General features: G+C 74.2%; 18 protein-coding genes. 8 read left to right on the forward strand and 10 right to left on the reverse strand.

The annotated features are described in order from the left end of the window. Positions 1-31 precede the first annotated feature (31 nt). Positions 32-1138: a sensor histidine kinase gene (locus OG245_RS02215; protein ID WP_371621843.1), complete on the reverse strand. Its 1107-nt coding sequence runs from the start codon at positions 1136-1138 to the stop codon at positions 32-34. Then, positions 1135-1974 carry a response regulator transcription factor gene (locus tag OG245_RS02220; RefSeq protein WP_371621844.1) on the reverse strand — a complete coding sequence of 280 codons (840 nt, stop codon included), beginning with the start codon at positions 1972-1974 and terminating at the stop codon, positions 1135-1137. Before OG245_RS02220 ends, OG245_RS02215 begins: the two co-directional genes overlap by 4 nt. Before the next feature lie 124 nt (positions 1975-2098). Here OG245_RS02220 and OG245_RS02225 point away from each other — a divergent pair, with 124 nt between their 5' ends. From OG245_RS02225 to OG245_RS02235, 3 genes are read left to right on the forward strand one after another with little or no spacing between them, the layout of a single operon-like run. Next, a complete protein-coding gene (locus OG245_RS02225; protein WP_371621845.1) occupies positions 2099-2860 on the forward strand; it encodes a glycosyltransferase family 2 protein in 762 nt (253 codons plus the stop codon). After that, on the forward strand, positions 2857-3531 hold the full coding sequence (locus tag OG245_RS02230; RefSeq protein WP_371621846.1) for a DUF2064 domain-containing protein: 675 nt from the start codon (positions 2857-2859) through the stop codon (positions 3529-3531). The genes OG245_RS02225 and OG245_RS02230 overlap by 4 nt, the downstream gene beginning before the upstream one ends. After that, positions 3528-4433: a class I SAM-dependent methyltransferase gene (locus OG245_RS02235; protein WP_371621847.1), complete on the forward strand. Its 906-nt coding sequence runs from the start codon at positions 3528-3530 to the stop codon at positions 4431-4433. The genes OG245_RS02230 and OG245_RS02235 overlap by 4 nt, the downstream gene beginning before the upstream one ends. 391 nt (positions 4434-4824) lie before the next feature. On the opposite strand, the gene OG245_RS02240 is transcribed toward OG245_RS02235, so the two are convergent. Next, positions 4825-6096, reverse strand: a complete 1272-nt coding sequence (locus tag OG245_RS02240; RefSeq protein ID WP_371621848.1) for a molybdopterin-dependent oxidoreductase — start codon at positions 6094-6096, stop codon at positions 4825-4827. Positions 6097-6292: 196 nt separating this feature from the next. On the opposite strand from OG245_RS02240, the gene OG245_RS02245 reads away from it, so the two are divergent. Beyond that, the gene (locus tag OG245_RS02245) at positions 6293-7732 is read left to right on the forward strand and encodes a hypothetical protein (protein ID WP_371621849.1); all 1440 of its coding nucleotides are present in this window, start codon (positions 6293-6295) and stop codon (positions 7730-7732) included. 329 nt (positions 7733-8061) lie between these two features. Here the strand turns inward: OG245_RS02245 and OG245_RS02250 are convergent, their stop codons facing one another. Together OG245_RS02250 and OG245_RS02255 are read right to left on the reverse strand one after the other, a co-directional pair. After that, positions 8062-9726: an ABC transporter permease gene (locus tag OG245_RS02250; RefSeq protein ID WP_371621850.1), complete on the reverse strand. Its 1665-nt coding sequence runs from the start codon at positions 9724-9726 to the stop codon at positions 8062-8064. Continuing rightward, positions 9723-10730 carry an ATP-binding cassette domain-containing protein gene (locus OG245_RS02255; RefSeq protein WP_371621851.1) on the reverse strand — a complete coding sequence of 336 codons (1008 nt, stop codon included), beginning with the start codon at positions 10728-10730 and terminating at the stop codon, positions 9723-9725. Before OG245_RS02255 ends, OG245_RS02250 begins: the two co-directional genes overlap by 4 nt. A gap of 121 nt (positions 10731-10851) precedes the next feature. Between OG245_RS02255 and OG245_RS02260 the strand changes: the two genes are divergently transcribed. Next, a complete protein-coding gene (locus OG245_RS02260) occupies positions 10852-11358 on the forward strand; it encodes a GbsR/MarR family transcriptional regulator (protein WP_371621852.1) in 507 nt (168 codons plus the stop codon). Positions 11359-11399: 41 nt separating this feature from the next. Here the strand turns inward: OG245_RS02260 and OG245_RS02265 are convergent, their stop codons facing one another. The 5 genes from OG245_RS02265 to OG245_RS02285 form a co-directional block, all read right to left on the reverse strand. Further along, positions 11400-12278: a phosphotransferase gene (locus OG245_RS02265; RefSeq protein WP_371621853.1), complete on the reverse strand. Its 879-nt coding sequence runs from the start codon at positions 12276-12278 to the stop codon at positions 11400-11402. 211 nt (positions 12279-12489) lie between these two features. Then, complete coding sequence (locus tag OG245_RS02270; RefSeq protein WP_371621854.1) at positions 12490-13698, reverse strand: esterase/lipase family protein; 1209 nt, start codon at positions 13696-13698, stop codon at positions 12490-12492. Between the two features lie 157 nt (positions 13699-13855). After that, positions 13856-17107 carry an error-prone DNA polymerase gene (locus OG245_RS02275; RefSeq protein WP_371621855.1) on the reverse strand — a complete coding sequence of 1084 codons (3252 nt, stop codon included), beginning with the start codon at positions 17105-17107 and terminating at the stop codon, positions 13856-13858. Further along, the gene (locus OG245_RS02280) at positions 17100-18650 is read right to left on the reverse strand and encodes a DNA polymerase Y family protein (RefSeq protein ID WP_371621856.1); all 1551 of its coding nucleotides are present in this window, start codon (positions 18648-18650) and stop codon (positions 17100-17102) included. Before OG245_RS02280 ends, OG245_RS02275 begins: the two co-directional genes overlap by 8 nt. Then, positions 18647-19198, reverse strand: a complete 552-nt coding sequence (locus OG245_RS02285) for a hypothetical protein (protein ID WP_371621857.1) — start codon at positions 19196-19198, stop codon at positions 18647-18649. Before OG245_RS02285 ends, OG245_RS02280 begins: the two co-directional genes overlap by 4 nt. 595 nt (positions 19199-19793) lie before the next feature. On the opposite strand from OG245_RS02285, the gene OG245_RS02290 reads away from it, so the two are divergent. The 3 genes from OG245_RS02290 to OG245_RS02300 are packed head-to-tail and all read left to right on the forward strand — an operon-like array spanning position 19794 to position 25599. Next, positions 19794-20642, forward strand: coding sequence for a phytanoyl-CoA dioxygenase family protein (locus tag OG245_RS02290; RefSeq protein WP_371621858.1), 849 nt, complete (start codon positions 19794-19796; stop codon positions 20640-20642). A gap of 20 nt (positions 20643-20662) precedes the next feature. Next, positions 20663-21223, forward strand: coding sequence for a DUF6309 family protein (locus OG245_RS02295; RefSeq protein ID WP_371621859.1), 561 nt, complete (start codon positions 20663-20665; stop codon positions 21221-21223). After that, positions 21220-25599, forward strand: a complete 4380-nt coding sequence (locus tag OG245_RS02300) for an AMP-binding protein (RefSeq protein WP_371621860.1) — start codon at positions 21220-21222, stop codon at positions 25597-25599. The genes OG245_RS02295 and OG245_RS02300 overlap by 4 nt, the downstream gene beginning before the upstream one ends. Positions 25600-25662: the final 63 nt, after the last annotated feature.

Raw genomic sequence — 25662 nt, forward strand, 5'->3', positions numbered from 1 at the left:
TCGTACGGCCGGGTGCGTGACCGGGACTCCCTCACACGGCCGGGAGGGTGACCGAGAAGCAGCAGCCGCCCTGCACGTTGCGCACCTCGGCGCGCCCGGCGTGCGCCTCGACGATGCCGCGCACGATGGCGAGCCCGAGGCCCGCCCCGGCCGGCGGGGTGCGGGCGTGGCTGCCGCGCCAGCCGGTGTCGAAGACCCGGGGGAGGTCGTCCTCCGGGATGCCGCCGCAGCTGTCGGTCACCGACAGCACGACGCCGCCGTCGGAGCGGTGCGCGGCGACGGCCACGGTGCCGTCCGGCGGGGTGCGGCGGATGGCGTTGATCAGAAGATTGCCCAGGACCCGGCTCATCTCCTTGCCGTCGACCTCCACCGGCACCTCGTCGATCCGGTCGCCGATCAGCCGCACCCCGTGCTCCCGGGCCAGCGGATCGACACCGGCCAGCGCATCGCCGACCAGGTCGTAGAGGGAGATCCGGGCCGTCGTCAGGGTGAGCGAACCGGCCTGGATCCGGGAGAGTTCGAAGAGGTCGCCGACCATGCCGTTCATCCGCTCGACCTCGGTCCTTATCTGCCGCAGATAGCGCCCGGTGTCGGCGGCCATGCCGTCCTCCAGCGCCTCGGCCATCGCCCGCAGCCCGGCGAGCGGGGTGCGCAGATCGTGCGAGATCCACGCGACGAGTTCGCGCCGCGAGGCCTCCAGAGCGCGTTCCCGCTCCCGCGAGCTGTCCAGTTTGGCACTGGTGGCGGCCAGTTCCCGGGCGAGTTCGGCCAGCTCGGCGGTGGGCTGCCCGGCGGGCGCGGAGAAGGTGCCGCCGTCGCCGAACGACCGCGTGGCCAGCGTCAGTTCACGGCTGTGGGCGGCCATCCAGCGGCCCAGCAGGACGGCGGTGGCCAGGGAGACCAGGGCGGCCATGGCGACGACGGTCGTGACGACGTAGAGATCGTGGGACGAGAGGAACATCGCCCAGGCGACCGTCAGCGTCCCGGCGAGCATCGCCGTGACGGCGACCCCGGCGACGACGCTCACCGAGACCACCAGCGAACGGTGCCGCAGGAGACGCAGGACGCCCGCGCCGAGGAGCCCGGCGGCCGCCGCTCCCAGAAAGGCGAAGAGCGCGATGAGCAGGACGTCGTTCACCGCGGACGGCCCCCGGCCGGCGGTGCGGGGGCGGTGGTCGCGTTCTCGTCCGTACGGTGCGCTTCGGCGTCCGTACGGTGCGCTTCCCTATCCAGGCGGTGCGCTTCGGTGTCCAGGCGGTACCCCACACCCCACACGGTGCGGATCAGCCGGGGGCGGGCCGGATCCGTCTCGACCTTGCCGCGCAGTCTGCGGATGTGGACGGTGACCGTCGAGAGGTCGCCGAAGTCCCACCCCCACACCTCCCGCATCAGCTCCTCCCGCCCGAACACCTTCCCCGGGTGCCGGAGGAGGAAGGCGAGCAGGTCGAACTCCCGCAGCGTCAACGCCAGTCCACACCCGTCGCGGTAGGCCTGCCGGGCCGCCGGGTCGAGGCTCAGCCCGCCCCCGGACAGCGGGGCGGCCCCGTACGGCGGTACGGCGGCCCGGGCGCGGCGCAGCACGGAGTCGACGCGCAGGACCAGTTCGCGCGGGCTGAAGGGCTTGGTGACGTAGTCGTCGGCGCCGGTCTCCAGCCCGAGGACGCGGTCCTCCTCGTCACCGCGGGCGGTGAGCATGATGACGGGGACCGGCGCGTGCTCGCGCATCCGGCGGCAGACCTCGAACCCGTCCATGGCCGGGAGCATCAGGTCCAGGACGACGAGGTCGGGCCGGCGTGCCGCGAACCGCGCGAGCGCGGTGGGCCCGTCGCCGGCCTGCTCGACGGTGTAGCCGGCGCGGTGCAGATAGCCGACGACGACCTCGGCGACGGTCGGGTCGTCGTCCACGACGAGGACCCGGCCGCGCGCACCCCGCGGAACGGGCTCCGGAGGCCGGACGGGCGGGGTGTTCTCCATGGCCTCCACTGTGGCACCTCCGCCCCGGAACGCCCGGAGCCGACCGCCCCCATCCGGCCGATGTCCATGTTTCGTAAGAACCTGATGCCCAGAATGCCGGACTTGTCTCCGTAGGGTGAGGCGGGTGACCGATTCTTCTGCCGCTCTTCCGACTCCGCCCGCCCCGCACACCGGCCTCCCCGCGGCCGACATCGTGCTGCCCTGCCTCGACGAGGCGGCCGCGCTCCCCTGGGTGCTCGACCGCATCCCCGACGGCTGGCGCGCGATCGTCGTCGACAACGGCTCGACCGACGGTTCGGCCGAGCTCGCCCGTTCCCTCGGCGCGCACGTCGTCACGGAGGAACGACGCGGGTTCGGCGCGGCCTGCCACGCCGGACTGCTCGCCTCCGAGGCCGAGTTCGTCTGCTTCTGCGACTGCGACGGCTCGCTGGACCCCGCCCTGCTGACCGGCTTCGTGCGGCGGATCGCGGACGGCGAGTGCGATCTGCTGCTCGGCCGCCGCCGCCCCGAGGGCCGGGGCGCGTGGCCACCGCACGCGCGCGCCGGCAATCTGGCGCTGGCCCGGATGCTGCGCCGTCGCACCGGTCTGCGCCTGCACGACCTCGGCCCGCTGCGGGCGGCCCGCCGGAGCGATCTGCTCGCCCTGGACCTCACCGACCGGCGCAGCGGCTATCCGCTCCAGATGGTGGTCCGGGCCTCCGACGCCGGCCTGCGGGTCGCCGAGAGCGACGTCCCCTACCGGCCGCGCACCGGGAAGTCGAAGGTGACCGGCACCTGGCGCGGGACCTGGCACGCGGTGCGCGACATGCGCGGCGTGCTGCGGGAACCACCGGCGGACCGCGCCTCCGGACGGGTCGCACGCACGGAGACGGGGGCGGTCCGATGAGCGCGCCGGCCAAGGGCCGCTCGACGGGCGCGTCCGGGCCCACCGAGTTGCTGGTCATCGCGAAGGAGCCGGTGGCGGGGCGGGTCAAGACCCGGCTCTGCCCGCCCTTCTCCCCCGCCGAGGCCGCCGAGCTCGCCGCCGCGGCGCTCGCGGACACCCTGGCCGCCGTGCTCGCGCTCCCCGCACGGCGGCGCGTGCTGGTCCTCGACGGGCTCCCGGGCCCCTGGGTGCCCCCGGGCTTCGAGGTGGTGCCGCAGAGCGCGGGCGGTCTCGACGAACGTCTCGCCGCGGCCTTCGGCGGGTGTACGGGGCCGGCCCTCCTGGTCGGCATGGACACCCCGCAGATCACGGCCGCGCTGCTCGCTCCCGCTCTCGGCCCGGACGCCTGGGACGGGGTGGGGGCCTGGTTCGGTCCGGCCGAGGACGGCGGCTTCTGGGCGCTCGGTCTGGCGGATCCCGATCCGGCGCTGCTGCGCGGGGTGCCGATGTCCGTCCCGGAAACGGGTGCGGTGCAGCGGCGCAGGCTGGTGGAGGCGGGGCTCGCCGTGCGCGATCTTCCGGTACTGGTCGACGTGGACACCGCTGCCGACGCCCGCCGGGTCGCGTCGGCCGCGCCGGGCGGCCGGTTCGCCGCGGCGCTCGGCCGGCTGACCGGGGCGGGGGTGCGATGAGTACGACCGTGCCCTCGTCCGGGCTCGCCACACCGGCCCCGGCCGACCACGCCGGGTCCCCGGAGGCCCGCGCGGCGGCCGCCGGCGGAGCGGATGTCCACGAAGCGGCCGCCGGCGGAGCGGATGCGCCCGGAGCCCCGCCGGTCCGCGCCGCTCCGTGGGAAGCCGACCCGTACGCCAACGCCCTCCGCACCGGCCGTGGTCCGCTGTTCCTGCGCCGCAGCGACGGCTGGCTGCTGCCGCTGGACGTGGAGCGCTGGTGCTCCGACGCGGGCTCCGCCGACCTGTCCGCGCTGCACCGGTGCGAGGGGCCGGTGCTGGACATCGGCTGCGGGCCGGGGCGGCTGGTGGCTGAGCTGGCCTCGCTCGGACACCGGGCGCTGGGCATCGACGTCAGCGAGGCGGCCGTGGCCCGTACGCGCGGGCTCGGCGGCGCCGCTCTGCTGCGCAGCGTGTTCGACCCGCTGCCCGGGGAGGGCCGTTGGGGCACCCTCCTGCTCCTCGACGGCAACATCGGCATCGGGGGCGACCCGGCCGCCCTGCTGGGCCGGGCGGCCGATCTGCTCGGCGTCGGCGGGCTGCTGATCGCCGAGACGGCCCCCGTCGACGTGGACGAACGGGTCCGGGTCCGGCTCGACGACGGCCGGATCGGAACGGACGGGAGGACCGCCCCCGCCGCCGTGCGCGGCACCGAGCCGTTCCCCTGGGCGCGGATCGGGACGCCGGCCCTGCTGCGGCACGCCCGCGCGGGCGGCTGGCTCACGGCCGATCAGTGGGGCGCGGAGGGGCGGACCTTCGTCTCGCTGCGCCGGCCCGTACGGGAGCGGAGCGCCCGGACCAGCAGCCAGAGCGCGGAGAGCGCGAACAGCACGCCGGTGATCAGCAGCCAGTTGCCGAAGTAGACGTCCGGGGAGGTACCGGCGGCGGCCTCGTACCGCCGTTCGGTGCGCCGGGCGATCAACGGGAACCAGATCAGCAGGAGCAGCCCGGAGAGGAACGCCGGCACCCGGACGAAGTTCACCAGGGCCTGCCGGGGGCCGAGCGCGGCGCGCAGCGCCCGGTCGGCCCCCGCGTACACCGGCAGCAGCACCAGGTCGTGCAGGACGGCCGACCCGGCGAACCAGAGCAGCACGCCGACGGTGTCCCCGTCCAGCAGCCGTACGCCCGCGTAGCCGGCCAGAGCGAACGTGGCGGCGAGCAGCAGGAGGTGGAACGGGCCCTCGCCGTACAGGCGGCGCGGCGAGAAACGCGAGCGGCGGGCGGCCGGCGCGGGCGGTACGGCTCGGGTGGACATCACAGCTCTCCGAACGTCAGGGTCTCGACCCACTTGGTGTTCAGCACCCCGGGCGCGGCGGGGACGATGATCCTGGCCGGGTAGCCGTGGTCGGCCGACAGGGGCGCGCCGTTCACCTCCAGCGCGAGCAGCGAGCGGCCGTCGCGGACCTGGTTGTCGCGGAGCGCGGCCTTGCGGAACGAGCCGCTGCGCTGGAGCGACTCGACGAACACGCCCGGCGGCCGGTCCGGGTATCCGGCGAGCGCCGCCAGATCGGAGAGCCGCACTCCGCGCCACCGCTGGTCCGAGGTCGACCAGCCCTCCACGCAGGCGATCGGGAGCGCGGCGCCGTGCTGTTCCATGGCCAGCAGTTCGGCCCGGGAGAGACGGAACTCCCCGGCCGGCCCCCGCACCGTCAGCCGCCAGCTCTCACCGGTCTCGGCGGGCCTGATCCGCAGGGCGTCGGCGGTCTTGTTGACCTGGAAGGCGTTCGGCCCCGGCCCCGGGTCGGTGCCGCCGCGCGGGGTGAGGAGCGCGATGCGGCGCAGCGGCCCGTCGAAGCTGCGGCCGGCCGAGGTGACCAGCAGGAGGAGCGACCCGGCCCCCACGAGGGCCAGCGCGCCGCGCCGGGACAGGGTGGCGGGCAGCGGGTCCGGGGCGGCGAGGGTGTCCGGTCCGCCGCGCGGGATGCCGCCCCGCAACACCCGTACGGCCTGCGGCGTCTTGAGCGCCACATGGGTGATGAACCCGGCGAGGAAGACCCAGGCCCCGTAGAAGTGCAGGGTGTAGAAGGACCCGGGGAAGAGGTAGTCCAGCTGGATGTTGAGCAGTCCGGTGACGAACTGGAACAGCGCCCCGCCCACGAGCAGGAGCAGCGAGATCCGTTCCAGGGCGTGGCCCACGGAACGGGCGGGCGGCAGCGCGAAGAGCCGGGGGACCACCGACCAGAGCTTGGCGAGCAGGACGGGCACGAGCACGATGCCGACGGTGACGTGCAGGCCCTGGGTCAGCCGGTAGAGCCAGTGCGGGCCGGTCGGCCAGGAGAACAGGTAGAAACCGAGCCACCCCTTGCCCGGGGTCTTGTCGTTGACCCGGTTCAGGTCGGGGTTGTAGGCCGCGTACGAGAGCAGGCCCGTGACGAACAGGAGGGTGAGTCCGGCGAGCAGGACGACGCCGAGCACGGCGGTGAAGCGCGCTCCGCGCACGGGGCTGCGCCAGAAGGCAGGGTCGGCAGGGGTGCGCAGGGCGCGGAGGGAGTCGGGGAGGGAGCGGATGCGACGGCGTACGGGCATGGGGCCGACGCTAGGCGGGGATCGGCGTCGACGGGCGGACGCGACTCCTGACGGAATTCTGACGTCGTGGCGGCAGGGCGTGGTGTACCGGGCGTCGCCGCAACGGCCGTCGCCGCCGAACGGGTGAATCTGACGGATCGGTGACGCGGCCCTGCCGTACCACCCGATCGGCGCCCGGTGTGCATAGCGTGCCAGCGTGAAGACCGAGGACGCCACCCCCACGAACACCGTCGGCGGCACGGGGCACGGCCCGCCCGCGCCGCCGGACCACGACCACGGCCGCGCCCGGCGCGCGGGGCGGGCCGACCTGGTCGCCGCCGCCGCGGGCGTGCTGCTGGTCACGGCCGCGGTGGTCGTCGGCCAGGTCATCCAGAACCGGGACGGGAGTCTGCGCGCCCAGTGGCCGCCGCTGCTGGCTTCCTGGGACCCGCACCTGGGGCCCGGCACTCCGGCCGCCCTGGTCATGGCGGTCCTGGTGGTCGTCCACGGTCCGGCGCTCGCCGCCCGGCTGCCCTGGCGCGGGCTGCTGGCGGCGGCTTGGGCCGGGTCGACGGCCTGGGTCTTCTCGCTGGCGCTGATCGACGGCTGGCACCGGGGCGTCGCGAAGCGGCTCACCACGAAGCACGAGTACTTGCGGGTCATCGACCGCTTCGAGGACATTCCCGCCACCCTGCGCGACTTCACGAACCACATCGTGATCGGCGAGCCCGGCAACTGGCCCGCGCACATCGCCGGGCACCCGCCGGGCGCGACGCTGACCTTCGTCTGGCTGGACCGCGTCGGTCTCGGTGGCGGCGCCTGGGCGGCCGTCTTCTGCGTCGTGGTGGGCGGTTCGGGGGTGCTGGCCGCCCTGGTCACCGTGCGCGTGCTGGCCGAGGAGCGTCTGGCCCGGCGCGCCGCGCCCTTCCTCGTCCTCGCCCCGGCCGCCGTCTGGGCGGGCGTCTCCGCCGACGGCTACTTCACGGCGGTGGCCGCCTGGTCGGTGGCGCTGCTCGCGCTGGCCGCCACCCGCCGGGTCCGCTTCCCGGCCGTGGCGGCGGCCGGTGGAGGTCTGCTGTTCGGGTGGACCTGCTACCTCAGTTACGGGCTGGGGCTGATGGCGGCCGTCCTGCTGGCCGTGCTGGTGCTCGCCCGGACCGCCCGCCCGGTGCCGTGGTTCCTGCTCGGCGCCCTCGTGGTCCCGGTGGCCTTCACCCTCGCCGGGTTCAACTGGTGGACCGCCTACCACCTGCTGGTCGAGCGCTACTACCAGGGCGCGGGCGGCGTCCGCCCGTACGGCTACTGGGTCTGGGCCAACCTCGCCTGCGCGACCCTCGCGACCGGCCTCGCCGCCGTGGCCGGGCTGCGCCGGAGCGCGATGGCCGTGCCCGGTGCCGTACGGGCGCTGCGGGGCGGCTCCGCGGCGGCCTCCCCGGAAGCGAGGCTCGCGCTGCTCGTCCTGGCGGCGCTGGCGGCGCTGCTGGCCGCGGACCTCTCCGGCATGAGCAAGGCGGAGACCGAGCGCATCTGGCAGCCGTTCCTGCTGTGGCTGCTGCCGGCGACGGCGCTGCTCCCCCGCCGGGGTGTGCGGTGGTGGCTGGCCGCGTCGGCGATCCCGGCTCTGCTGATCAACCACCTGCTGTGGACGGGATGGTGATGGAACCTCGAAGAGCGTCCTGTCCTGGCAGGAGCGTTCGGTAGCGCGGCGCGGCACTGCCAGGACAGAAAGCTCTGCACGAAGGGTGCTGGGTGTATTGACCCGCACGAGGGTCCCGGTGCTCGCGTTGCAGACCTCCGGCCGCCGGCAGACCGTGTACGTCTCCTTCATGTCGAACTCGCACTCGTGCCGCGTCCCGGCACCCTTGCTGGAGGACACCGGAGCGCCTCCCTCCGGCGCGAACGGACGGAAAGTCCGGTTCCGCCCGAGCGAGGGTCACAAAACGCCGTTTCAGCCCTTTCCGAACGCACCGCTCACAGGTTCCTAGGTCATTTGGTCTCCAGGTCCCGGCGGCGGAAGCCCGTCAGGCCCAGCAGGATCAGCCCGGCGGCGACGGCGGTCAGGACGAGCAGGGGGGTCCCGTTCATCCCGGCGGCCGGGAGTCGGGGCACATGACCGAAGGGCGACAGGTTCCTCGTCCAGTCCGGGAGCTGGAGGATCGGCCCCAGGTACCCGACGAGGAACGCGTACACGGGCACGATCCAGGCCAGCGCCACCGCACGCGGGAACCAGCCGAAGAGCAGGACGGCCACGCCGACGGTCACCCACAGGGCGGGGGCGTACGCGGCGGCCGCTCCGACCAGGTCGAGGACCAGGCCCCCGTCCCCCGCCGACGCCGCGCCCGCGAGGCCGAAGCCCAGCCCGGCGAGGACCAGCAGCGCCGTGCCGCCGGCCAGGGCGACGGCGACGTGGCTCCCGAGCCAGCGGTCCCGGGAGAGGCCGGTGGCCAGGAGCGGTTCGGCACGCCCGGCGCTCTCCTCGGCGCGCGGTCGCAGTGCGGCCATCACCACGTACACGGCGGCGACGACCGCGACCACGACCATCACCATGGACGCGAACGCCTCGGCCACGGTGCTGCCGCCGATCCTCGCCAGCGCCTCCTGCACCTGCTCGACGTCCTTCACCATGCCGGCGGCCTCGCCGAGGATGGAGCCGTACATGACGCCCATCAGGCACAGTCCGGCGCCGAAGCCCAGCAGGGTCGCCCGGTGCAGCCGCAGGGCGAAGCCGAAGGGCCGGGTGAGGGCGTCGGACGCCGTACGCCGGCCGAGCCGGGCGGCGCGCAGACCCGCGCCGACATCGCGCCGGGTGCTCAGCACGAAGCCGTACGCCGCGGACAGCGCGGCGAGGGCCAGGCAGAGCGCCAACGGCCACCACCGGTCGTCGACGAAGACGTAGGTGCGCTGGATCCAGCCGATCGGGCTCAGCCAGGACAGGGCGTCGTTGCCCACGTCGCCCGAGGCCCGCAGCACGTAGGCGGCGCCGATCGCCGCGAGCGCCATGCCCGTGGCGCCCCGGGTGTGCGCCGTGATCTGTGCGGTGACCGCGGCGGCCCCGGCGAAGACGAGCCCGATCGCGGCATGCGTGAGGCCGTACAGCAGTGCCCCGCCGGGGCCGATTCCGTCGACGCCCGTCGCGGTGAGCCCCAGGGCCAGCAGCAGGGCGAGCGCGAGGTTGGCCAGGGCGGCGAGCACCAGTGCGGCGGCGAGGTGCGCGTGGTGTCCGACGACGGTGGAGCGGACCAGTTCGGCGCGGCCGGTCTCCTCCTCGTCGCGCGTGTGGCGCGTGACGATCAGGACGCTCATCAGGCCCACCAGGACGGCCATGAAGCCGAGCAGTTGGTGACCTAGCATCGCTCCGGCGGTGTAGTCGGAGAGATAGTGACGAGGGCCGGTCATGGCGAGCGCGGCCGGGCTGTCCATGGAGCCGACGGCGGCGGCGCGCTCTTCGGGAGTGGAGTACAGCGCCTTGTACTCGGCCGCCGTGGCCAGCGTGCCCAGGGTGAGGGCGAGCAGCCATACGGACATACGGACGCGGTCCCGACGCAGGCCGAAGCGGACCAGGGTCCCGGTGCCGGTGAAGGCGACGGAAGCGGCGGTCCCGGTGGGCGCGCTCCTTCCGGGGGCGTCGAGCGGCGCGACGGTGCCGGTCATCGGGGAACGCCGTCCTTTCCGCCGGGGGCGGTGGAGGGGGCGGAGGTGGCGGCCGCATCGGAGGGTGTCGGTGCGCCGGAGGGCGCGGGGTCGCCGTTCCCTGTACGGCCGTTGGACGCGAGCTCGTCGCCGTAATGGCGCAGCATCAGCTCTTCGAGCGTCGGCGGGTGGCTGGTCAGGCTCCGGATGCCGAACTCGCCGAGCCTGCGGATCGCGGCGTCGAGGTGTGCCCCGTCCACGGCGAAGTTCACCCGCCGGTCCGTCGCCTTCAGGTCGTGCACACCGGGCAGTGCGTCGAGCCCGGTGGCCGGGCGCTCGGTCTCGGCCTCGACGGTCGTACGCGTGAGGTGGCGCATCTCGCCGAGCGTGCCCGACTGCACGGTGCGGCCCTGGCGGACGATGCTGACGCGGTCGCAGAGCTTCTCGACCTGGGCCAGGATGTGGCTGGAGAGCAGCACGGTCTTCCCCGCCGCCTTCGCCTGAAGGATGACGTCCTGGAAGACGACCTCCATCAGGGGGTCGAGGCCCGCCGTCGGCTCGTCGAGGAGGAGCAGTTCGGCGTCGGAGGCGAGAGCGGCGACGATGGCGACCTTCTGCCGGTTGCCCTTGGAGTAGGCGCGGCCCTTCTTGACCGGATCGAGGTCGAACCGTTCGATGAGTTCGTCGCGCCGCCGCCGGTCGAGGCCGCCGCGCAGCTTCGCCAGCAGGTCGATGGCCTCGCCTCCGGTGAGGCCCGGCCACAGCTCCACGTCCCCGGGGACGTAGGCGAGCCGCCGGTGCAGCTCGACCGCGTCCTTCCACGGGTCCTTGCCGAGGAGTTGGGCCCCGCCGGAGTCTGCGCGCAGCAGTCCCAGCAGGATGCGGATCGTCGTGGACTTGCCGGCCCCGTTGGGTCCGAGGAAGCCGTGGACCTCACCTGCTTCGACGGCGAGGTCCAGGCCCGCGAGGGCGTGCGTCCGACCGAACGACTTGTGGAGTCCGGCGACGGTGATGGCCTTCTTCATCTTCCGAAAGTACGCTTCTTTCAGAAGTATGTGAAGTTAAGAAACTGTATGAATCGCTCGATAGACTGGCCGGAAGCATAGGCGCACACGTGCCAGGAACCACAGGGACCGAGGTCGGAGCATGGACGAGCGGCAGAAAGAGGGCCGCGTGGACGGCGACGACGGGGCAGCCGTCTCCCGGTTCGTGGAGCGCTTCGCCGCCCAGCTGTGCCAGGCGGGCATGGCGCGCATGCCCGCCAGAGTCTTCGCCGCCCTGCTCTCGTCGGAGGAGGGCGCACTCACCTCCGCCGAGCTGAGCGAGCAGCTGAAGATCAGCCCGGCGGCCGTGTCGGGAGCCGTCCGCTATCTCGCCCAGGTCAACATGGTCAGCCGTGAGCGGGAGCCGGGGTCCCGGCGTGAGCGCTATCGCGTGCAGGGCGACCAGTGGCACGACGCGCTGCTGGAGCGGGACACCTTCCTGAAGAACTGGCAGGCCACGTTGCGGGAGGGCGTGGAGCAGTTCGGCCTCGACACCCCGCAGGGGCGCCGGATCGACGACACCCTGGAGTTCTTCCGGTTCCTGGAGAAGGAACTCGGCTCGATGATGGAGCGTTGGGCGGCGCACCGGGCCGATCGCCCGGGCGGCTGAGGAAGCAGCGCCGCCCGGCCGGGCGCTTCCTCAGCCGCCCGTCAGCTCACGCGCTGTTCTGCGAGGTCGAGCCAGTGCTCCACGTCGGACGGGGCGAAGTGTCTGATGGCCCAGTCGACCATGCGGAGGCCCATGTGGGCCCATGCGGGCCGCAGGACGTCCTCGGGGACCGCGTCGAGGACGTCGTCGAGGTGTCGTGCCGCCTCCGGGTCCGCTCCCCCGTCGTGGATGCCGAAGCGCAGGGTGACCAGGTCGAACCGGTGGTCACCGCGGGCGGCTCCGTCCCAGTCGACGACGCCGGTGATCGAGCCGCCGGCCGCCAGGAGGTTCCCGGGGTGGAAGTCCATGTGCACGGCATCGTCGCCGGCCAGTCGGTCGGGATGGTCCGCTCCGATCGCGGCGACCCGGCGCTCCAGCGCGGCGCTGCGACGGTTGTGCCGGCGCAGGGGCTCGTGCAGGCAGTATCCGGGGCCGTCCTGGCGCAGGAACAGCTCCGTGGCGGGGACGTCGGGGTGATCGGCGAGCCGGCCCGCCTGCAAGCGGTTGAGTCCGAGGGCCTGGACCAGGACCTCGTGGTCGAGGTGGTCGACCTTCGTGCCGGGCAGGAGCTCCTGGACCAGGACGACCGCGTGGCCGACCTGCGCCACCAGTTCGGTGGCCGGGGCCGGGCAGCCCGCGTGCCGTAGCACCCGGCTGACGGTGAGCGGCCCTGCCTCCAGGTCCGCCACGCGGCTGTGCGGCCGCCACTTGAGCACGGACCGGCGATGGTCCGGCCAGCGCACATAGGCGGTGCCGACCTGTCCGCCCGGGCAGAGGCCGTCGAGGGTCAGCCGGACTCCGGTCCGGGCCTGAAGGGCGTCGAGCGTCCTGGCGGCGTCGAGGCGCTCGGCCCGCGCCCAGCGTTGTGGCGGAGAAGTCATGGGTTCCATGATGACCGCGCGGTACGGGCGTGACTCCGGCCCCGTGCCGCCCTGGCGGGCCGGACCGGACCGGCCCGCACCGGGCGCGCCCCGTGCGTTCATCCGCGTCCGTATTCGTGTCCGTGTCCGTACGTGTGTCCGTACCGTGTGACGAAAGGGCTGCCGTCCGCGGGGTGCGGGCGGACGGCAGCCCCGTCACTCGGGACCAGGATCAGTCGGGAAGCCGGTCCATGATCCAGGTGCACAGCTCCTCGGTGATCCCCGTGTGCGCGGTGGTCGTGGACGAGCAGAGGAAGTCGTCGAGTTCGCTCTCCTGCGGGTCCAGGTCACCGACGTTCGCGTACAGGTCGTCCTGCTTCTCGAAGTCGCGGATCGCGACCGCGCTGACCGTGGGGACGAAACAGACGTCCTCGTGACGCAGGTCGATCTTGCCGCCGAGCTTCTCCATCGCCCCGGAGAGGATCTTGTACGTGTGCAGGGTTCCGCCCGGCGCGCCGTCCAGCTCGGGGAAGCCGTTGGTCGCGACGGTCTGCTCGGCCTTGGGGAACCTGCGGTTCAGGTACGCGGCCGTCACGTCGTCGCCCTGGGCCTGGGTGTAGAAGGTGGTGCCGGGGTAGATCCGGTCGATCCGCAGCGCGACCTCACCGGGCTTCACGTCCGGCAGACCGATGCCGTCGGCGCGGCCGTTGGCCACGGCGAGCTTCATCGGGATCTGCGGCCAGTTGCCGACCCGCTCCAGGGCGTCGAGGAACTCCGTGCGCTCCGGGGCGACCGTGATCTTCTCGGTGTCCTTGTCGTAGTGCTGCCACAGCATCTGACGCGCGGCCGGGCTGTTCATCTGCCGCGCGAAGTCGTTCGGGAAGGGGATGAAGTGGGAGAACGCCTGCACGCCGACGGGGATGGAAGCGCCGCGGTGCGGGCTGTCGTAGGAGAAGTACAGCGCGGTCCGGTGGTCCATCCGCCGCCTCTCCATCTTGGCGAGTGCGTAGCGGGTGACGATGCCTCCCATGCTGAAGCCGCCGACGACCAGGCGGGCGTCGCCCAGCTGCTCGGCGGACGTCCGCAGGATGGCGGCCAACGCGGCCTCCGCGTTGTCCAGGATCGACGCGCTGCGCTCGTCGAAGCCGAGGAGGATCACGTCCCTGCCGCGCCGGCGCAGCTCGCTGATGAACGGGAAGCTGCCGTTCTCCAGCCCGTGGTAGAGCACGTCGAGCTTGCTCCGGCCGAGGTTGAAGCCGTCGGCCAGGATCACGGGCCGGACGAGGTTGCCGTTGTTTCCCTCGCCGGGGAAGACCCACGCGAAGCCGTTCGGCAGGGGCCACTCCTCGTGGTCCGGCACCTCGATGCGACCGGCCGGTTCAGCGGTGAGCGGGCCGCCGAGGGTGAAGGCACCGACGTTGGGCTCGGACGTCTCTGACATCGTCGTACTCCTGTGGGGAGGTGGGCGGGACGACCTCATCATGGTGGGCGATATCGGCGTATCACCCCTGGGAGATGGGGAGTTCACCACATCTGATGATCATGGGCGGAAAGCGCGTGCGGTACGTCCGGCAGATGCTTCAGGGGCCTGTCCGGCCCTATCGCCGCCCGACGTGGCGTCGGGGAACGGGTGCGGCCACGGTGACCGCCTCCACCCGGTCGACGGCGACGTTGACGGTGCCGTCGGAGCGCTCGACCCGGCCGGTGACGATGACGGCGGGGGCGTCGAGGAGGGTGCGGTGGCAGCGGTCCCAGACGTGCGGGGCGAAGACGAGGTTGACCATGCCGGTCTCGTCCTCGATCGCGCCGAAGGCCACGCCGTGCGCGGTCGGGGGACGTTGGAGGTACTTCGGCAGCCCGCCGATCCGGACCGGGGCCCTGTCGGCGAGCGTACGGGCGGCGGCCGCGGTGAGCGTGCCGAGGCGGTCCAGGCGGGGGCGGATGTGCTGGACGGGGTGGGCGGTGGCGCTGGCGCCGGTGACGGTGATGTCGGCGGTGGTCTCCTCGGCGGCGGTCATGGAGGGGAGTTCGGGCGCGGTCGCGGGCGTGGCGAGTCCGGGGAGCGGGGCCTGGTGGCTGCGGCCCGGCGCGGTGCCGGCGCTCCACAGGGCGGTACGGCGGTGCCCGCCCCCGCCCAGGCCGTCGAGCGCGCCCGCGGTGGCCAGCTGCTCCAGGAGCCTGGCCGGCAGCCGGGTCCGGGCGGCGAAGTCGTCCAGGTCGGCGAACGGCCGCTCCGCGCGGAGGGCGACGATCTCCTCGGCGGCCTGTTCGCCGAGACCGGTGACGCTGGTCAGACCGCGGCGGATCGCCGGGGGCAGCGTCCCCGACGTCGGACCGGAGGCCGGACCGGAGGTGGAGCCGGGTGCCGGACCGGGCGTCGGGTCGGGTGCGGAGTCGGGCGTCGGGTCGGGGGCCGGATCGGACAGCGGATCGGGCATCGGGCCGGGTTCGAGGGTGGCGTGGACGCGGGAGGTCCGTACGTCGGGTCCCCGGACGGTGACGCCGTGGCGTTCCGCGTCGCCGATGAGGGTCTGGGTGTCGTAGAAGCCCATCGGCTGGTGCGCCATGATCGCCGCGATGAGCGCGGCGGGGTGGTGGTGCTTGATCCAGGCGCTGGCGTAGATGAGTCCGGCCATCGACTGGGCGTGGGACTGCGGGAACCCGTAGTCGGAGAAGGCCTCGATCATCGAGACGATCTTCTCGGCGGCGGCCGGGGGAATGCCTCGCCCGGCCATACCGGTCAGCAGGCGGTCACGCATCGCGGCGACCTTCTCCGGGGCGTGTTTGGCCGCCATCGCCTTTCTGAGCCGGTCGGCCTCACCGGGGCTGAACCCCGCGCAGTCGATCGCGAGTTGCATGGCCTGTTCCTGCCAGAGGGCGACGCCGAGGGTCGGCTCCAGCGCGGCTTTCGCGAGGGGGTGGGGGTACGTCACCGTCTCCTCGCCGCGCCGCCGGCGGAGCAGCGGGTGCTTGCTGCCGGCCTGGATGGGGCCGGGGCGGATGATCGACGCGGCGACGGCCAGGTCCTCGAACTTCGTGGGCCGCAGCTGGGGAAGGGTGGAGATCTGGGCACGGGACTCGACCTGGAAGACGCCGATGGTGTCCCCCCGGGCGATCATCCCGTAGACGTCCGGGTCGTCCTGGGGGATGGATGTGAGGTCGTGACGGACGCCGTGGTACTCGTGGATGAGGTCGCAGGCGGTGTGGAGGGCGGACAGCATGCCGAGGCCCAGCAGGTCGATCTTGACGAGTCCGGCGGCGGCGACGTCGTCCTTGTCGCCCTGGAGGACGCTTCGGCCCTCGGCGGTCGCCCACTCCACGGGCATGATCTCGCCGATGGGCTGCCGGGTGAGGACCATGCCTCCCGAGTGCACCCCGAGGTGTCTCGGGAGGGTGTGGAGTTGGGCGGCGAGGTCGCGGACGTCGCCGGGCAGGCCGGCGTCGGGGCCGGGCGGGGTGTGGTGGATGTGCCGGGTCATCTCCCGGGTCTGCGCTTCCGGGTAGCCGAGGACCCGGGCGGCGTCGCGGACCGCGAGTCTCGGCTGATAGGTGATCATGTTGGCGACCTGGGCGGCGTGCAGGCGGCCGTAGCGGGTGTAGACGTACTGGATGACCTCCTCGCGGCGCCCGGACTCCAGGTCCAGGTCGATGTCCGGCGGGCCGGCCTTCTCCAGGGACAGGAACCGTTCGAAGAGCAGGCCGTGCCGGAGCGGGTCGACGGCGGTGATGCCGAGGACGTAGCAGATCACGCTGCTGGCGGCCGAGCCCCGGCCCTGGCACCAGATCCCCTGTTCGGCGGCGTGCCGGACGATGTCGTGGACGATCAGGAAGTAGCCCGCGAGTCCGAGTCCGGCGACGAGGTCGAGTTCGTGGTCGAGCTGCCGCCATGCCGCTCCCGCCCCCGGGTCGGCGCGCGGGCCGTAGCGGCCGGCGCAGGCGGCCTCCGCGCGGTCCTTCAGCCACGAGTCCTGCGTGTGCCCGGCGGGCACGGCGAACTCCGGCAGCTCGGGGCGCAGTTCGCCGAGGTCGATGACGCAGGCGCGCCCCAGGGCGACGGTGGCGTCCGCGACGCCCGGATACCGCGACAGGAACGCCGCCCGCTCGGCCCGGGGGCGCAGGTGGGCGGTCGGGGCGGCCATCAGGTGCCCGGCGGCCCGGTCCAGGGTCTCGCGGCGGCGCAGCGCGGTGAGCGCCTGCGCCACGCGGGCCTGACGGGGTGCGGCGTAGTGCACGGCACCGGTGGCCACCACCGGGACGCCGGCCCGGCGGGCGGCCACCCACATCGCGTCGGCGGCGACCGAGTCCTCCGGGATCCGGTGGTCGACGAGCTCGGCGTAGGTACCGCCGGTGCCGAAGACGTCGGTGAGCCGGGCGAGCCGGTGGGCGACGGCGGTGACGTCGCACCGGTCCGTGCCCGGCGGCGGGCAGCCGGGCAGGACGGCCCAGTGCCCCGCGGCCGCCGCTCGGGCCACCGTGTCCAGGTCGTACACCGGGGCGTTCTTCGAACCGGCGAGCTGCGCGTCGGTGATCACCGAGGACAGCAGCCGGAACCCCTCCACCGAGCGGGCGAGCACCACCGGCGTTCCCAGGGCGGGGTCGCCGAGGGCGAGTTCGGCGCCGTGGACCGTGCCGATCCCGTGTTCGCGGGCGGCGGCGTGCAGCCGCCGTGCGGCGTGCAGGCCGTCCCTGTCCGTCACCGCCAGCACTCCGATGCCGAGCCGGGCGGCCTCGGCGACCAGGTCCTCCGGCCGGCTCGCCCCCTGGAGGAAGGAGAACGCGCTGTGCGCGTGCAGTTCGGCCCAGTCCTCTTCCGGGCGGGCGGCGGTGGGGAGGCGCAGGAGCTCACCCATAGTGGGCCTCCACCCACCACCGGCTCCGGTCGACGAGCAGCAGCCAGGCGTGCCCGTCGTCGGTGGTGACCTGCATCCGGGCGACCCGTCGGCCGCCGTCCCGCGCCCACCACCGCTCCAGCACCGGCCACGGCCCGGCCCATCCGTTCACCCCGGCCGGGCGCCGCCCGTCGACCGAGAGCAACGCGGGCTCGGCCGACAGCTCCAGCCGGCCGGCCACACCGACCGGCGCGCCGTCGGCCCCGGTCAGCCGCGCCGGACGCCGCACCGGGTAGACCGCCGCCGGGTGCGGGGCGGGCAGGAGTCCCGGCCACGGACCGCCCGCGGTACCCGTACCGTCGTCGGGGACGTCGCCGACCGGGACCAGCCGGATCCGGTCGCCCGGTCCCCGGCCGCCGACCTCGACGATCCGCGTGACCGCGCGGTGCCCGAGCACCGCCTGCACCCGGGCGGCGGCCCGCTCCACCTCCACCGGGGTGTCCCGCTCCCCGTCGAACGCGCCCTGCGAGCCGGTGTCCGGAGCGATCCCGTCGGGGCGCAGGGACAGGCGGCGGATTCCCGGCTCCCCGTCGCCGGCGTCCAGCAGGCCCGTCTCGGACCAGGCGGCCAGCACGCCGCGCACCCGCTCGGCGACCGCCCGGGAGGACAGCCGCCCCTCGTGCCGGAAGATCCGCGTCAGGATCCGGCCGTCGGCCGTCTCGACCGCGGCCTCCACCCGCCCGCACACCACTCCCGCCGCCGCCAGTCGCTCGTGCAGCTCGTCCGCGAGGGCGACCGCCACGAACACGACCGCGTCCAGCTGCTCCTCGGCCACCTCGAACAGCCGCCGCACCGTGTGGTCCTGGACGGCGGTCGTCGCGGACACCGGCCGGACCACCTCTCCGCGGGCGACGCGGTGCGCGCCGATCCCCGCCGTGCCGAGCCGCTCGGCGACCCGGCCCGCCGGCAGTCGCGCGAAGTCCCCGACGGTACGCATACCGAGCTGCCGCAGAAGCTCGGTCAGACGGGGCACGCCCAGCACGCCCACCGGATACGGGGACAGGAACGCGGCGTCCCCGCCCGCCGCGACGACCACTCCGTCGCCCCGGCGGGCCGCGAGCGCCGCCACGAACGTGCTGTCGGCGATCCCGGCACGGGCGGGCAGCCCCAGTTCGGCGACGGTGCCCACCAGCCGTGCGGACAGCTGCCGCTCGCCGCCCCAGTAGCGCGCGGCCCCGCGCGCCGGCGCCGCGAGCAGCCCGGGGCGGATCACCTCCAGCCTCGGCACCACGTCCGTCTCCACGCGGTGCACCACCTGCTCGAACAGCCTCACCTCGGCGGCGAGGTCCCGCTCGACGACCCGCAGCCCGGGGCACCGGGCCTGCGCGGTCCGCAGCCGCATGTGCCGCCGGACCCCGGCCGCCCGCGCGGAAGCGGAGCAGGCCACCACCGCGCCCTGGTGCGCCACCGCCACCGGCCCACCGTCCTGCGCACCGCACGCCAGCACCGGGAAATCGGGCACCCAGACCACCGCCACCCGTACGGAATCGGCCGCCCCGGTCATCCGACGACGCGGAGATCAGCCCGCGCCCCGCTCCGTACGGCCTCCGCCGCCCCCCGCTCCACCACGCCCACCAGACCGTCCGGACCGGGCAGCCACAGCTCCGCGCTCCGCGGCGCGGCGGCCGCGCCGCGCCCGCCCGCCGTCACCGTCACCCGGCGGCCGCGCAACAGCCCGTGCCCCCGGCCCACTCCGGCCCAGCCCACCGGCGCCACCCGGAGCCGGACATCCGCTCCCGGCCACCGGCCCGCCGCCAGCAGCACCGCTCCGCTGCGCCGCATCACCGCCCGCAGCCGGCGTACCGCCCGCTCCGGCACCCGTACCGAGGCGCCGACGAGCACCACCGGCACCGACTCCAGCAGCACGGCGAGCACATGGGCCGCGCGCGGTCCCGGGTCGCTCACCACCAGACCGATGGCCAGATCCAGACCTGCCTGCGCCGCGGCCAGCCCGCCCAGCTCCGGTACTCCCACCGCCGCCCATGCCACCGAATCCGCTGCCGCCAGAGCGGCCAGCGCCAGCAGCAGCGGCAGATCCCCGCCCGCGTCCACCGCGGTACCAGGGCGAATGCCTCCTTCCGGGAGCAGGCCGGAAAGCGGCGACGCCAGCGCACCGGCTCCCGCGCCTCGCTCCTCGACTACCTGCTGACCTGTCCACACCCTTCGATATTCGCTCGAACGTTCGAATAATTCAAGCCAGGCACTTGGCGGGCGCGGGCGCGACCGGCAGGGGAGGCGTCCCAGGCGGCGAACCGGCCGCCGAGGCCCGGGGCGGAAGCGCGCGCGGCCACGCGCCACACACCGCCACACCACCGCGCCACCCACCCCCACCCGGAGCCGGAGCCCGAGCCGGCCCGGCGACGGAATTCCTCGGCATTCCCTCGAACCGGGCAGCGGGCGGCCAGCGGTCACGGTGATCGAATTCGGTGACCGAAAATCATTGCTTGTGGTCCGGGTCACCTCAAGATAGCGTCGCATCCCGTTCCACGCTCTGGGCCCCCCGGCCCGAACTCCGACGCGGCATCGAGCTTTTCCCAGCGAAGTCGATCCATCCTCGACCAAGAACGCGAAGCGCACCGAGCACGCCGGACAAGCCAGGCACACGAAAAGAAATGTACTCAACCTCTGGAGCGGAGGACTGTACATCTTGCGATCATCCTTCAGCCCCGCCGGAACGGAATGCGGCGGAAATGCGGACTCCCGCGCCAGGCCCCGCGCCGACACCGCCGAAGAGCGGAAGAACTTCGAGGAACGCGGTTATCTGATCCTCCCCGCACTCCTGCCCCCTCCGTTCCTGGCACGTCTGGTGCCCGAGGTGGACCGGTGGATGGACGAGGGGCTGCGCGACCGTTCCATCGCCTGCAGTACCGGCCCGGAGGCGGGAGCCCGCCCGCCGGTACTGGAGCTGGAGCTCCCCGCCCACGGCGAACTGCTGACGTACCCGCCCCTGATGGCCGTCCTGGCCGATGTCATGGGCGGCACGTTCGCCCACCATCACCTGCACAGCCAGCGGCAGGGGGTCACGGACTCCGGCAAACCATGGCATCACGACCACGAGCCCAACGACCTCGGGGACAGATCGTTGCCGATGGTGCACGCGCTGCACTACCTGGGCGGTCTGGACGAGGCGGTGGGCAGCCTCGCCGTGCTGCCCGGATCGCACCGCGAGGACGTGCCCAAGGACTTCCGCGCCGCACTCGGCACGACCGCCCTGCCCGGGGAGACGGTGATCGACCGGCTGCCCCGCGGTTCGACGGTTCTGATCAACTCGGCGGTCTTCCACGCCCGCCGCCCCGCGCGGTCCCCCGTGGCCGGACGCAACCGGTACTTCGTCGACGCCTCCTACTGCCGCACCGGTGCGCGGTGGCAACCGGTGAAGCCGTACTGGCGATACATGCTCGCCCGGGCCAGGGAACTCGGCCTCGATCGCGGGAAATGGCCGGAACTGTTCGACGAACGGCATTTCACGGAGTTCCCGGGAGCGGTGGGCCGATGACGACTGTGGGAAGATCTTCCATGAACGCTGTGGAAGCCGTCGCATTCTCCGAAGTTCTGCGTGTTTATGGGCGAGACCATCCGGCGGACCGCCCGCACCGGGCGAACACCAACGAGGACGGCGAGGACAATCTGCGCCGCGCGCATTCCCTGTTCGGTTCCTGGTATCGGATCGAGCTCGGCCGGGCCGATATTCTCCGCGTGGTTCTGCCCTGGCACACGAGCGAGGGCGGTGCGCGTGAACTGGTGCCGCGAACGGGTCTGACGGTCGGTGGCGCCGCGGACCTGATCCGTGCCGATCCGGCCGGATACACCGAGGCCGATCCGGTCTGCGCGGCGAAGCTCGACCTGTTCTCCGGTGCCGCGTTCACGGCGGTCTACCTCAGCACCCGCCCGGTGGATCACCCGGACTACTCCGACGTACGGGTCCGGGAGGGACTCATCCACCTCGACGGTCTGCACCGCATGGTCGGGTGGGAGGTCGCGGGCCGGCTGGGCGGTGGGGCCCCCGTGACGGCCTACCTGGCGGCCGAGAGCCCTCCCGCCTGCCCGGGGACCCCCGTCGAAGGGAAACCGGTATGACGACGTCCGCCGCCGGCCCCCGGTCCTTGACGCCGGTACCCCCCGACGCGGCGCCGGGCCGCACAGCCGCACCGGCCACGGACACCGCCACCCTGTCCGGGCTCCTCCACCGGGCCGAGCGGCTCCACCCGCACCGCCCGGCCGTCACGGACCACACCCGGGTGATCACCTACGCGGAACTGGGGGCCGCGGCCGGCCGGGTCGCCGCCGGACTCCGGCAGGCGGGCATCGGACCGGGCGACCGGGTGGCGATCCTGGGCCGCCGGGACAGCCGGCTGTTCGTGCTGCTGCACGGAGTGCTCCGCGCGGGTGCGGCCGTGGTGACGCTCGACACGGCCTGGAGCCCGGAGGACCGGCTGCGCCGGCTGGCGGCCGTACGCGCCGCCGGGGTGCTCACCACCACCGCGCTGTCGGACGAGGAGGTCCGGGCCCTGTCGGCCACCGGGGTCCGGTACGTCGAACACACCGAGGTCGGCCTTCTCCTCGCCGCACCGTGCGCCCCGTCCCCACCGGACCGTCCCACTCCTCGCGCCGGAAGCGGCGATCCCGCCTATCTCTCCTTCACCTCGGGCTCGGGCGGCGAGCCCAAGGCCGTCGTCGTCACCCATGGCAACGCGGTGCACTACGCGTCGGCCCTGCGCGGCAGGCTGGAACTCACCGAGGCGGACGCGCCGTGCGTCGCCCACCTCACCACGCTCGCCGCCGACCTGGGGCACACCAGCTGGCTGCTGGCCCTCGCCACGGCCGGGCGCACCCATGTGGTCGGCGACGAGCACGCCAGGGACGCCCCCGCCTGCTGGGCGGCGCTGCGCGAGGCGGGGTGTTCGGTCGTGAAGACGACCCCCTCCCACATGGCGGAGCTCTGGAGGGACCGCCCGGATCCGCGGCCCGGGACGATTCCCTACCGTCCGAAGACGCTGATCCTCGGCGGCGAGGCCCTCCCCCGGTCCCTGGGAGCCTCCCTGCTGGACGACGGGGGTGTCCACCGGCTCCTCAACCACTACGGCCCCACCGAGACGACGGTCGGGGCGGCCTGCTTCCTCGCCACCTCGGCCGGGGAACTGCCCACGGACGAGGAGACGGTCCCGATCGGCACACCGCTGGGCGAGGCGACCCTCGACCTGCTCGACAGCGCCGGGGCCCCCGTCGCCGACGGCGAGTCCGGCCACCTCCACATCGGGGGGCGCGGCGTCAGCGCCGGGTATTTCGGCCGGCCCGAGCAGACCGCACGGCGCTTCGTCCCGCACGCGGGGGCCCGTGCGTACCGCACCGGCGACCTCTGCCGGCGGCGTCCCGACGGCCAGCTCGTCTTCCTCGGCCGGCTGGACCGGCAGACCAAGGTCCGGGGCTATCTGGTCGACCCCACCGAGGTCGAGCACCTCGTCCGGCAGGTCCCCGGAGTCGAGCGCTGCGCCGTCGTCGTACGGAGCACCGCCACCGGCAACCGGCTGCTGGCCGCCGTCCGGCCCGTCGACGGTGCGGTGGAGGAGCCGCGGCTGCTCGACGCCGTGCGCGCCCACCTGAACGGCCGCCTGCCCGCGTACTCCGTGCCCCAGCCGCTCATCGTGCTCAGGGAGTTCCCCCTCGGCCCCAACGGGAAGCTGGACACCGCACGGCTGGCTGCCGCCCTCGACGCCGTGCTGGCCGGACGGGCCGGGGATCCGCCGTCTCCCGGAACCGGATTACCGCCGCTGGCACAGGAGATAGCGAAGCTCTGGGCCGAGGCACTGGGCCTGCCCGCGGTGGATCCGGATGCCGACGTCCTGGAGCTGGGCGGCGACTCCATCCTCGCCATGCGCACGGTCTCCCAGCTCCGCCGCCACGGACACCGCGCCGCCTACGCGGACTTCTACCGCCACCCCACCTCCCGGCGCCTGGCGTCGGCCGTACGCGCGACGGCGCCGCGGGCCGATGCCGAGGACCCCGCCACGGACCTGCCCGTCGGGCCGGGTGCGCTCGCCCCCGCCCAGCGGTGGTTCTTCGGCCAGGGGGTCGACCAACCCCGTCACTGGAACCAGTCGGTGCTGCTCCGCTGTACGGAGCACGTCGACCCGGCCGCCCTCACCACCGCGGCGGCGGCCGTGGTGGAACGCCACCCGGCGCTGCGCCGCCCGGTCGGCCCGCACGGGCCGGGGGCTCCCCGTCCGGTGGGCGACCTGGAGCCCGCCAGCTTCTCCAGGATCCGGCACCCCGGGAACGTCGCGGAGGAGATCGCGGCCCTGGGGACCGAACTGCAGCGGAGCCTCGATCCCGAGGCCGGCCGCCTCATCCGTTTCCATCTCTTCTCGGGCGGTCCGGACACCGACGACCGGCTGGCGCTGATCGCCCATCACCTCGTCGTCGACGGACTCTCGTGGCGCGTCGTCCTCGACGACCTGGCCCACGCCTACCGCGCCGCGCTGTCGGGCCGACCGCCCGGTCTGCCGCCCGCGGCCGACTTCTACCGGTGGGCGGCGGGCAGGCCCGAGCCGGCGCGGCCGGCGCCCCCCTCCCCCGGCCGTGGCCCGGACGCCCCGCCGCCCGGGGTCCGGTCCGAGCCCCCTCCCCCGCCCGGGACGGTGGGCTGGGGCCTCGACGAGGAGGCCACCGCCCGACTCGTCGAACGGTACGGAGGGTCCCGGCGGCTGGAGGCGCTGCTGTTCACCGCGTTCGCGGACGCGGTCGCCCACGACGCGGACCGGGGCGGGCCCCGCGATTCCGTCCGGGCTCCCGCCGCACCGACTCTCGTCGAGGTGGAGACGCACGGCCGGGACACCACCGGCGAACACCTCGACACCGTCGGCTGGTTCACGGCGGTCATCCGGGTGAGCGCGGACCCCCCGGCCACGGCGACCGGCGCGGAGCCCGGCGTCGGGATCGCGGCGCGTGTCTCCGGGGCGGAGAGCAGGCTGCGCCGTGCGCGCCTGCTCCCGATGGACACACCAGGACCGCGTCCCGACGTGGCGTTCAACTTCCTGGGCACGTTCCGGCTGCCGGCCGAGCCGACGCTGGGCTGGTGTCCCGCCGCGGAGCAGGTGGGCGTCGCACGGTGCCCCAGCGGCGATCCGGTGTACCGGCTGCGGCTGACGGCCCGCATCGTCGAGGGCAGGCTGGTGACCGACCTCGTACACGCCCGGCCGGACGTCCCCGACGCCGAGGCCGACGAGGTCATGGCCCGGTTCGCCCGGGTGGTCGCGGCCACCGCCGCCGCCGCGGCGCCCCGCCCGGCCCGGCTCGCCCGCTCCACCTCCGGGCAGCCCCTGCACCCGGGGGCGCCCCTCGCCCCGCCCCCGTCCCCCGCGGTCCATGTGGTGCGCGAACCGGCCCGCGTCCTGCTGACCGGGGCGACGGGCTACGTGGGCGGGCACCTCCTCGACGCCCTGCTGGAACGCGGCGCGCACGTCACCTGTCTGGTACGCGGGGAGCGCGACCACGACGCCGCGGGCCGGCTGCGCCGCGGCTCACCCGGTCTGCGTGTGGTGGCCGGGGACATCGGCCGCGAGGGGCTGGGCCTCTCCGCGGCCGGGCGGGCCCTCGCCCGGGACGCCCAGGTCGTGGTCCACGCCGCCGCCGACGTCCGTCTGGTCGCCCCGCCCGAGGAGCTGGAGCGCACCAACCACGACGGGGTGCGGCGGCTGCTGGCCTGGATCGACGCCGAGGCCATGGGCGGGGTCCGGTTCCACCACGTCTCGACCCTCGCCGTGGCCGGCGGGATCGATCCCGCGGCCCCCAACCGCCGGTTCAGCGAGGCCGATCTGCACATCGGCCAGCACTTCCGCACCCCGTACGAGCGGTCGAAGTTCCTCGCCGAGGAGGCGGTCCGCGCCTGGGCCGCCTCCGGCCGCCGCTGCCACATCCACCGGAGCGGCCACGTCGCCGCCCACAGCCGCACCGGCGCGTTCCACGGGGGCATCGCCACCAACCGCGTCTACCAGACCCTGCGCGGCTATCTGCTGGCCGGAGCCGCCCCGCGCCTGGAGGGGGCGACGTTCGCCTTCAGCCACGTGGACACGGTGGCCGCCGGGATCGCGGCTCTGGCCCTGTACGCGGACGCGGCCCCCGGGGCCCACCACGTCGAGACGCCGCACCAGGTCGCCCACGACGAACTGGTGGGCTGGATCAGGCGGTCCGGCCACCGGATCGAGCTGTGCGAGGCGAAGGACTTCGCAGCCGCGCTGGACCGGGCGGAGGGCGATCACCCCGAAGAGGTCCGGCTGGCCGCGGCCTGGAGTCTGCTGGAGGACCGCAACGTCCGTACCGACTCCTCCCACACCCTTGCCGTACTCGACCGGCTGGGGGTGCGGTTCACCGCCCCGACGCCCCGGTGGTGGTCGTCCGCACTGGCCTGGGCCACCGAGTCCGGCTTCCTGCCCCGGCCGGACTCCGCCGGCCGCTGAGCGCACGCACTCCCGCCCCGGGCCGCAGGCTCCCGCCGCAGGCCCCCGAACCGTGAGGTGAAC

The organism is Streptomyces sp. NBC_01116 (assembly GCF_041435495.1).
Taxonomy (GTDB): Bacteria; Actinomycetota; Actinomycetes; order Streptomycetales; family Streptomycetaceae; genus Streptomyces.

Excerpts from the sequence above, each read along its gene's own strand:
- OG245_RS02220 (WP_371621844.1), bottom strand. The coding sequence starts at position 1,974 with ATGGAGAACACCCCGCCCGTCCGGCCTCCGGAGCCCGTTCCGCGGGGT.
- OG245_RS02230 (WP_371621846.1), top strand. The coding sequence starts at position 2,857 with ATGAGCGCGCCGGCCAAGGGCCGCTCGACGGGCGCGTCCGGGCCCACC.
- OG245_RS02235 (WP_371621847.1), top strand. The coding sequence starts at position 3,528 with ATGAGTACGACCGTGCCCTCGTCCGGGCTCGCCACACCGGCCCCGGCC.
- OG245_RS02240 (WP_371621848.1), bottom strand. The coding sequence starts at position 6,096 with ATGCCCGTACGCCGTCGCATCCGCTCCCTCCCCGACTCCCTCCGCGCC.
- OG245_RS02250 (WP_371621850.1), bottom strand. The coding sequence starts at position 9,726 with ATGACCGGCACCGTCGCGCCGCTCGACGCCCCCGGAAGGAGCGCGCCC.
- OG245_RS02255 (WP_371621851.1), bottom strand. The coding sequence starts at position 10,730 with ATGAAGAAGGCCATCACCGTCGCCGGACTCCACAAGTCGTTCGGTCGG.
- OG245_RS02260 (WP_371621852.1), top strand. The coding sequence starts at position 10,852 with ATGGACGAGCGGCAGAAAGAGGGCCGCGTGGACGGCGACGACGGGGCA.
- OG245_RS02265 (WP_371621853.1), bottom strand. The coding sequence starts at position 12,278 with ATGACTTCTCCGCCACAACGCTGGGCGCGGGCCGAGCGCCTCGACGCC.
- OG245_RS02270 (WP_371621854.1), bottom strand. The coding sequence starts at position 13,698 with ATGTCAGAGACGTCCGAGCCCAACGTCGGTGCCTTCACCCTCGGCGGC.
- OG245_RS02275 (WP_371621855.1), bottom strand. The coding sequence starts at position 17,107 with ATGGGTGAGCTCCTGCGCCTCCCCACCGCCGCCCGCCCGGAAGAGGAC.
- OG245_RS02280 (WP_371621856.1), bottom strand. The coding sequence starts at position 18,650 with ATGACCGGGGCGGCCGATTCCGTACGGGTGGCGGTGGTCTGGGTGCCC.
- OG245_RS02295 (WP_371621859.1), top strand. The coding sequence starts at position 20,663 with ATGAACGCTGTGGAAGCCGTCGCATTCTCCGAAGTTCTGCGTGTTTAT.
- OG245_RS02300 (WP_371621860.1), top strand. The coding sequence starts at position 21,220 with ATGACGACGTCCGCCGCCGGCCCCCGGTCCTTGACGCCGGTACCCCCC.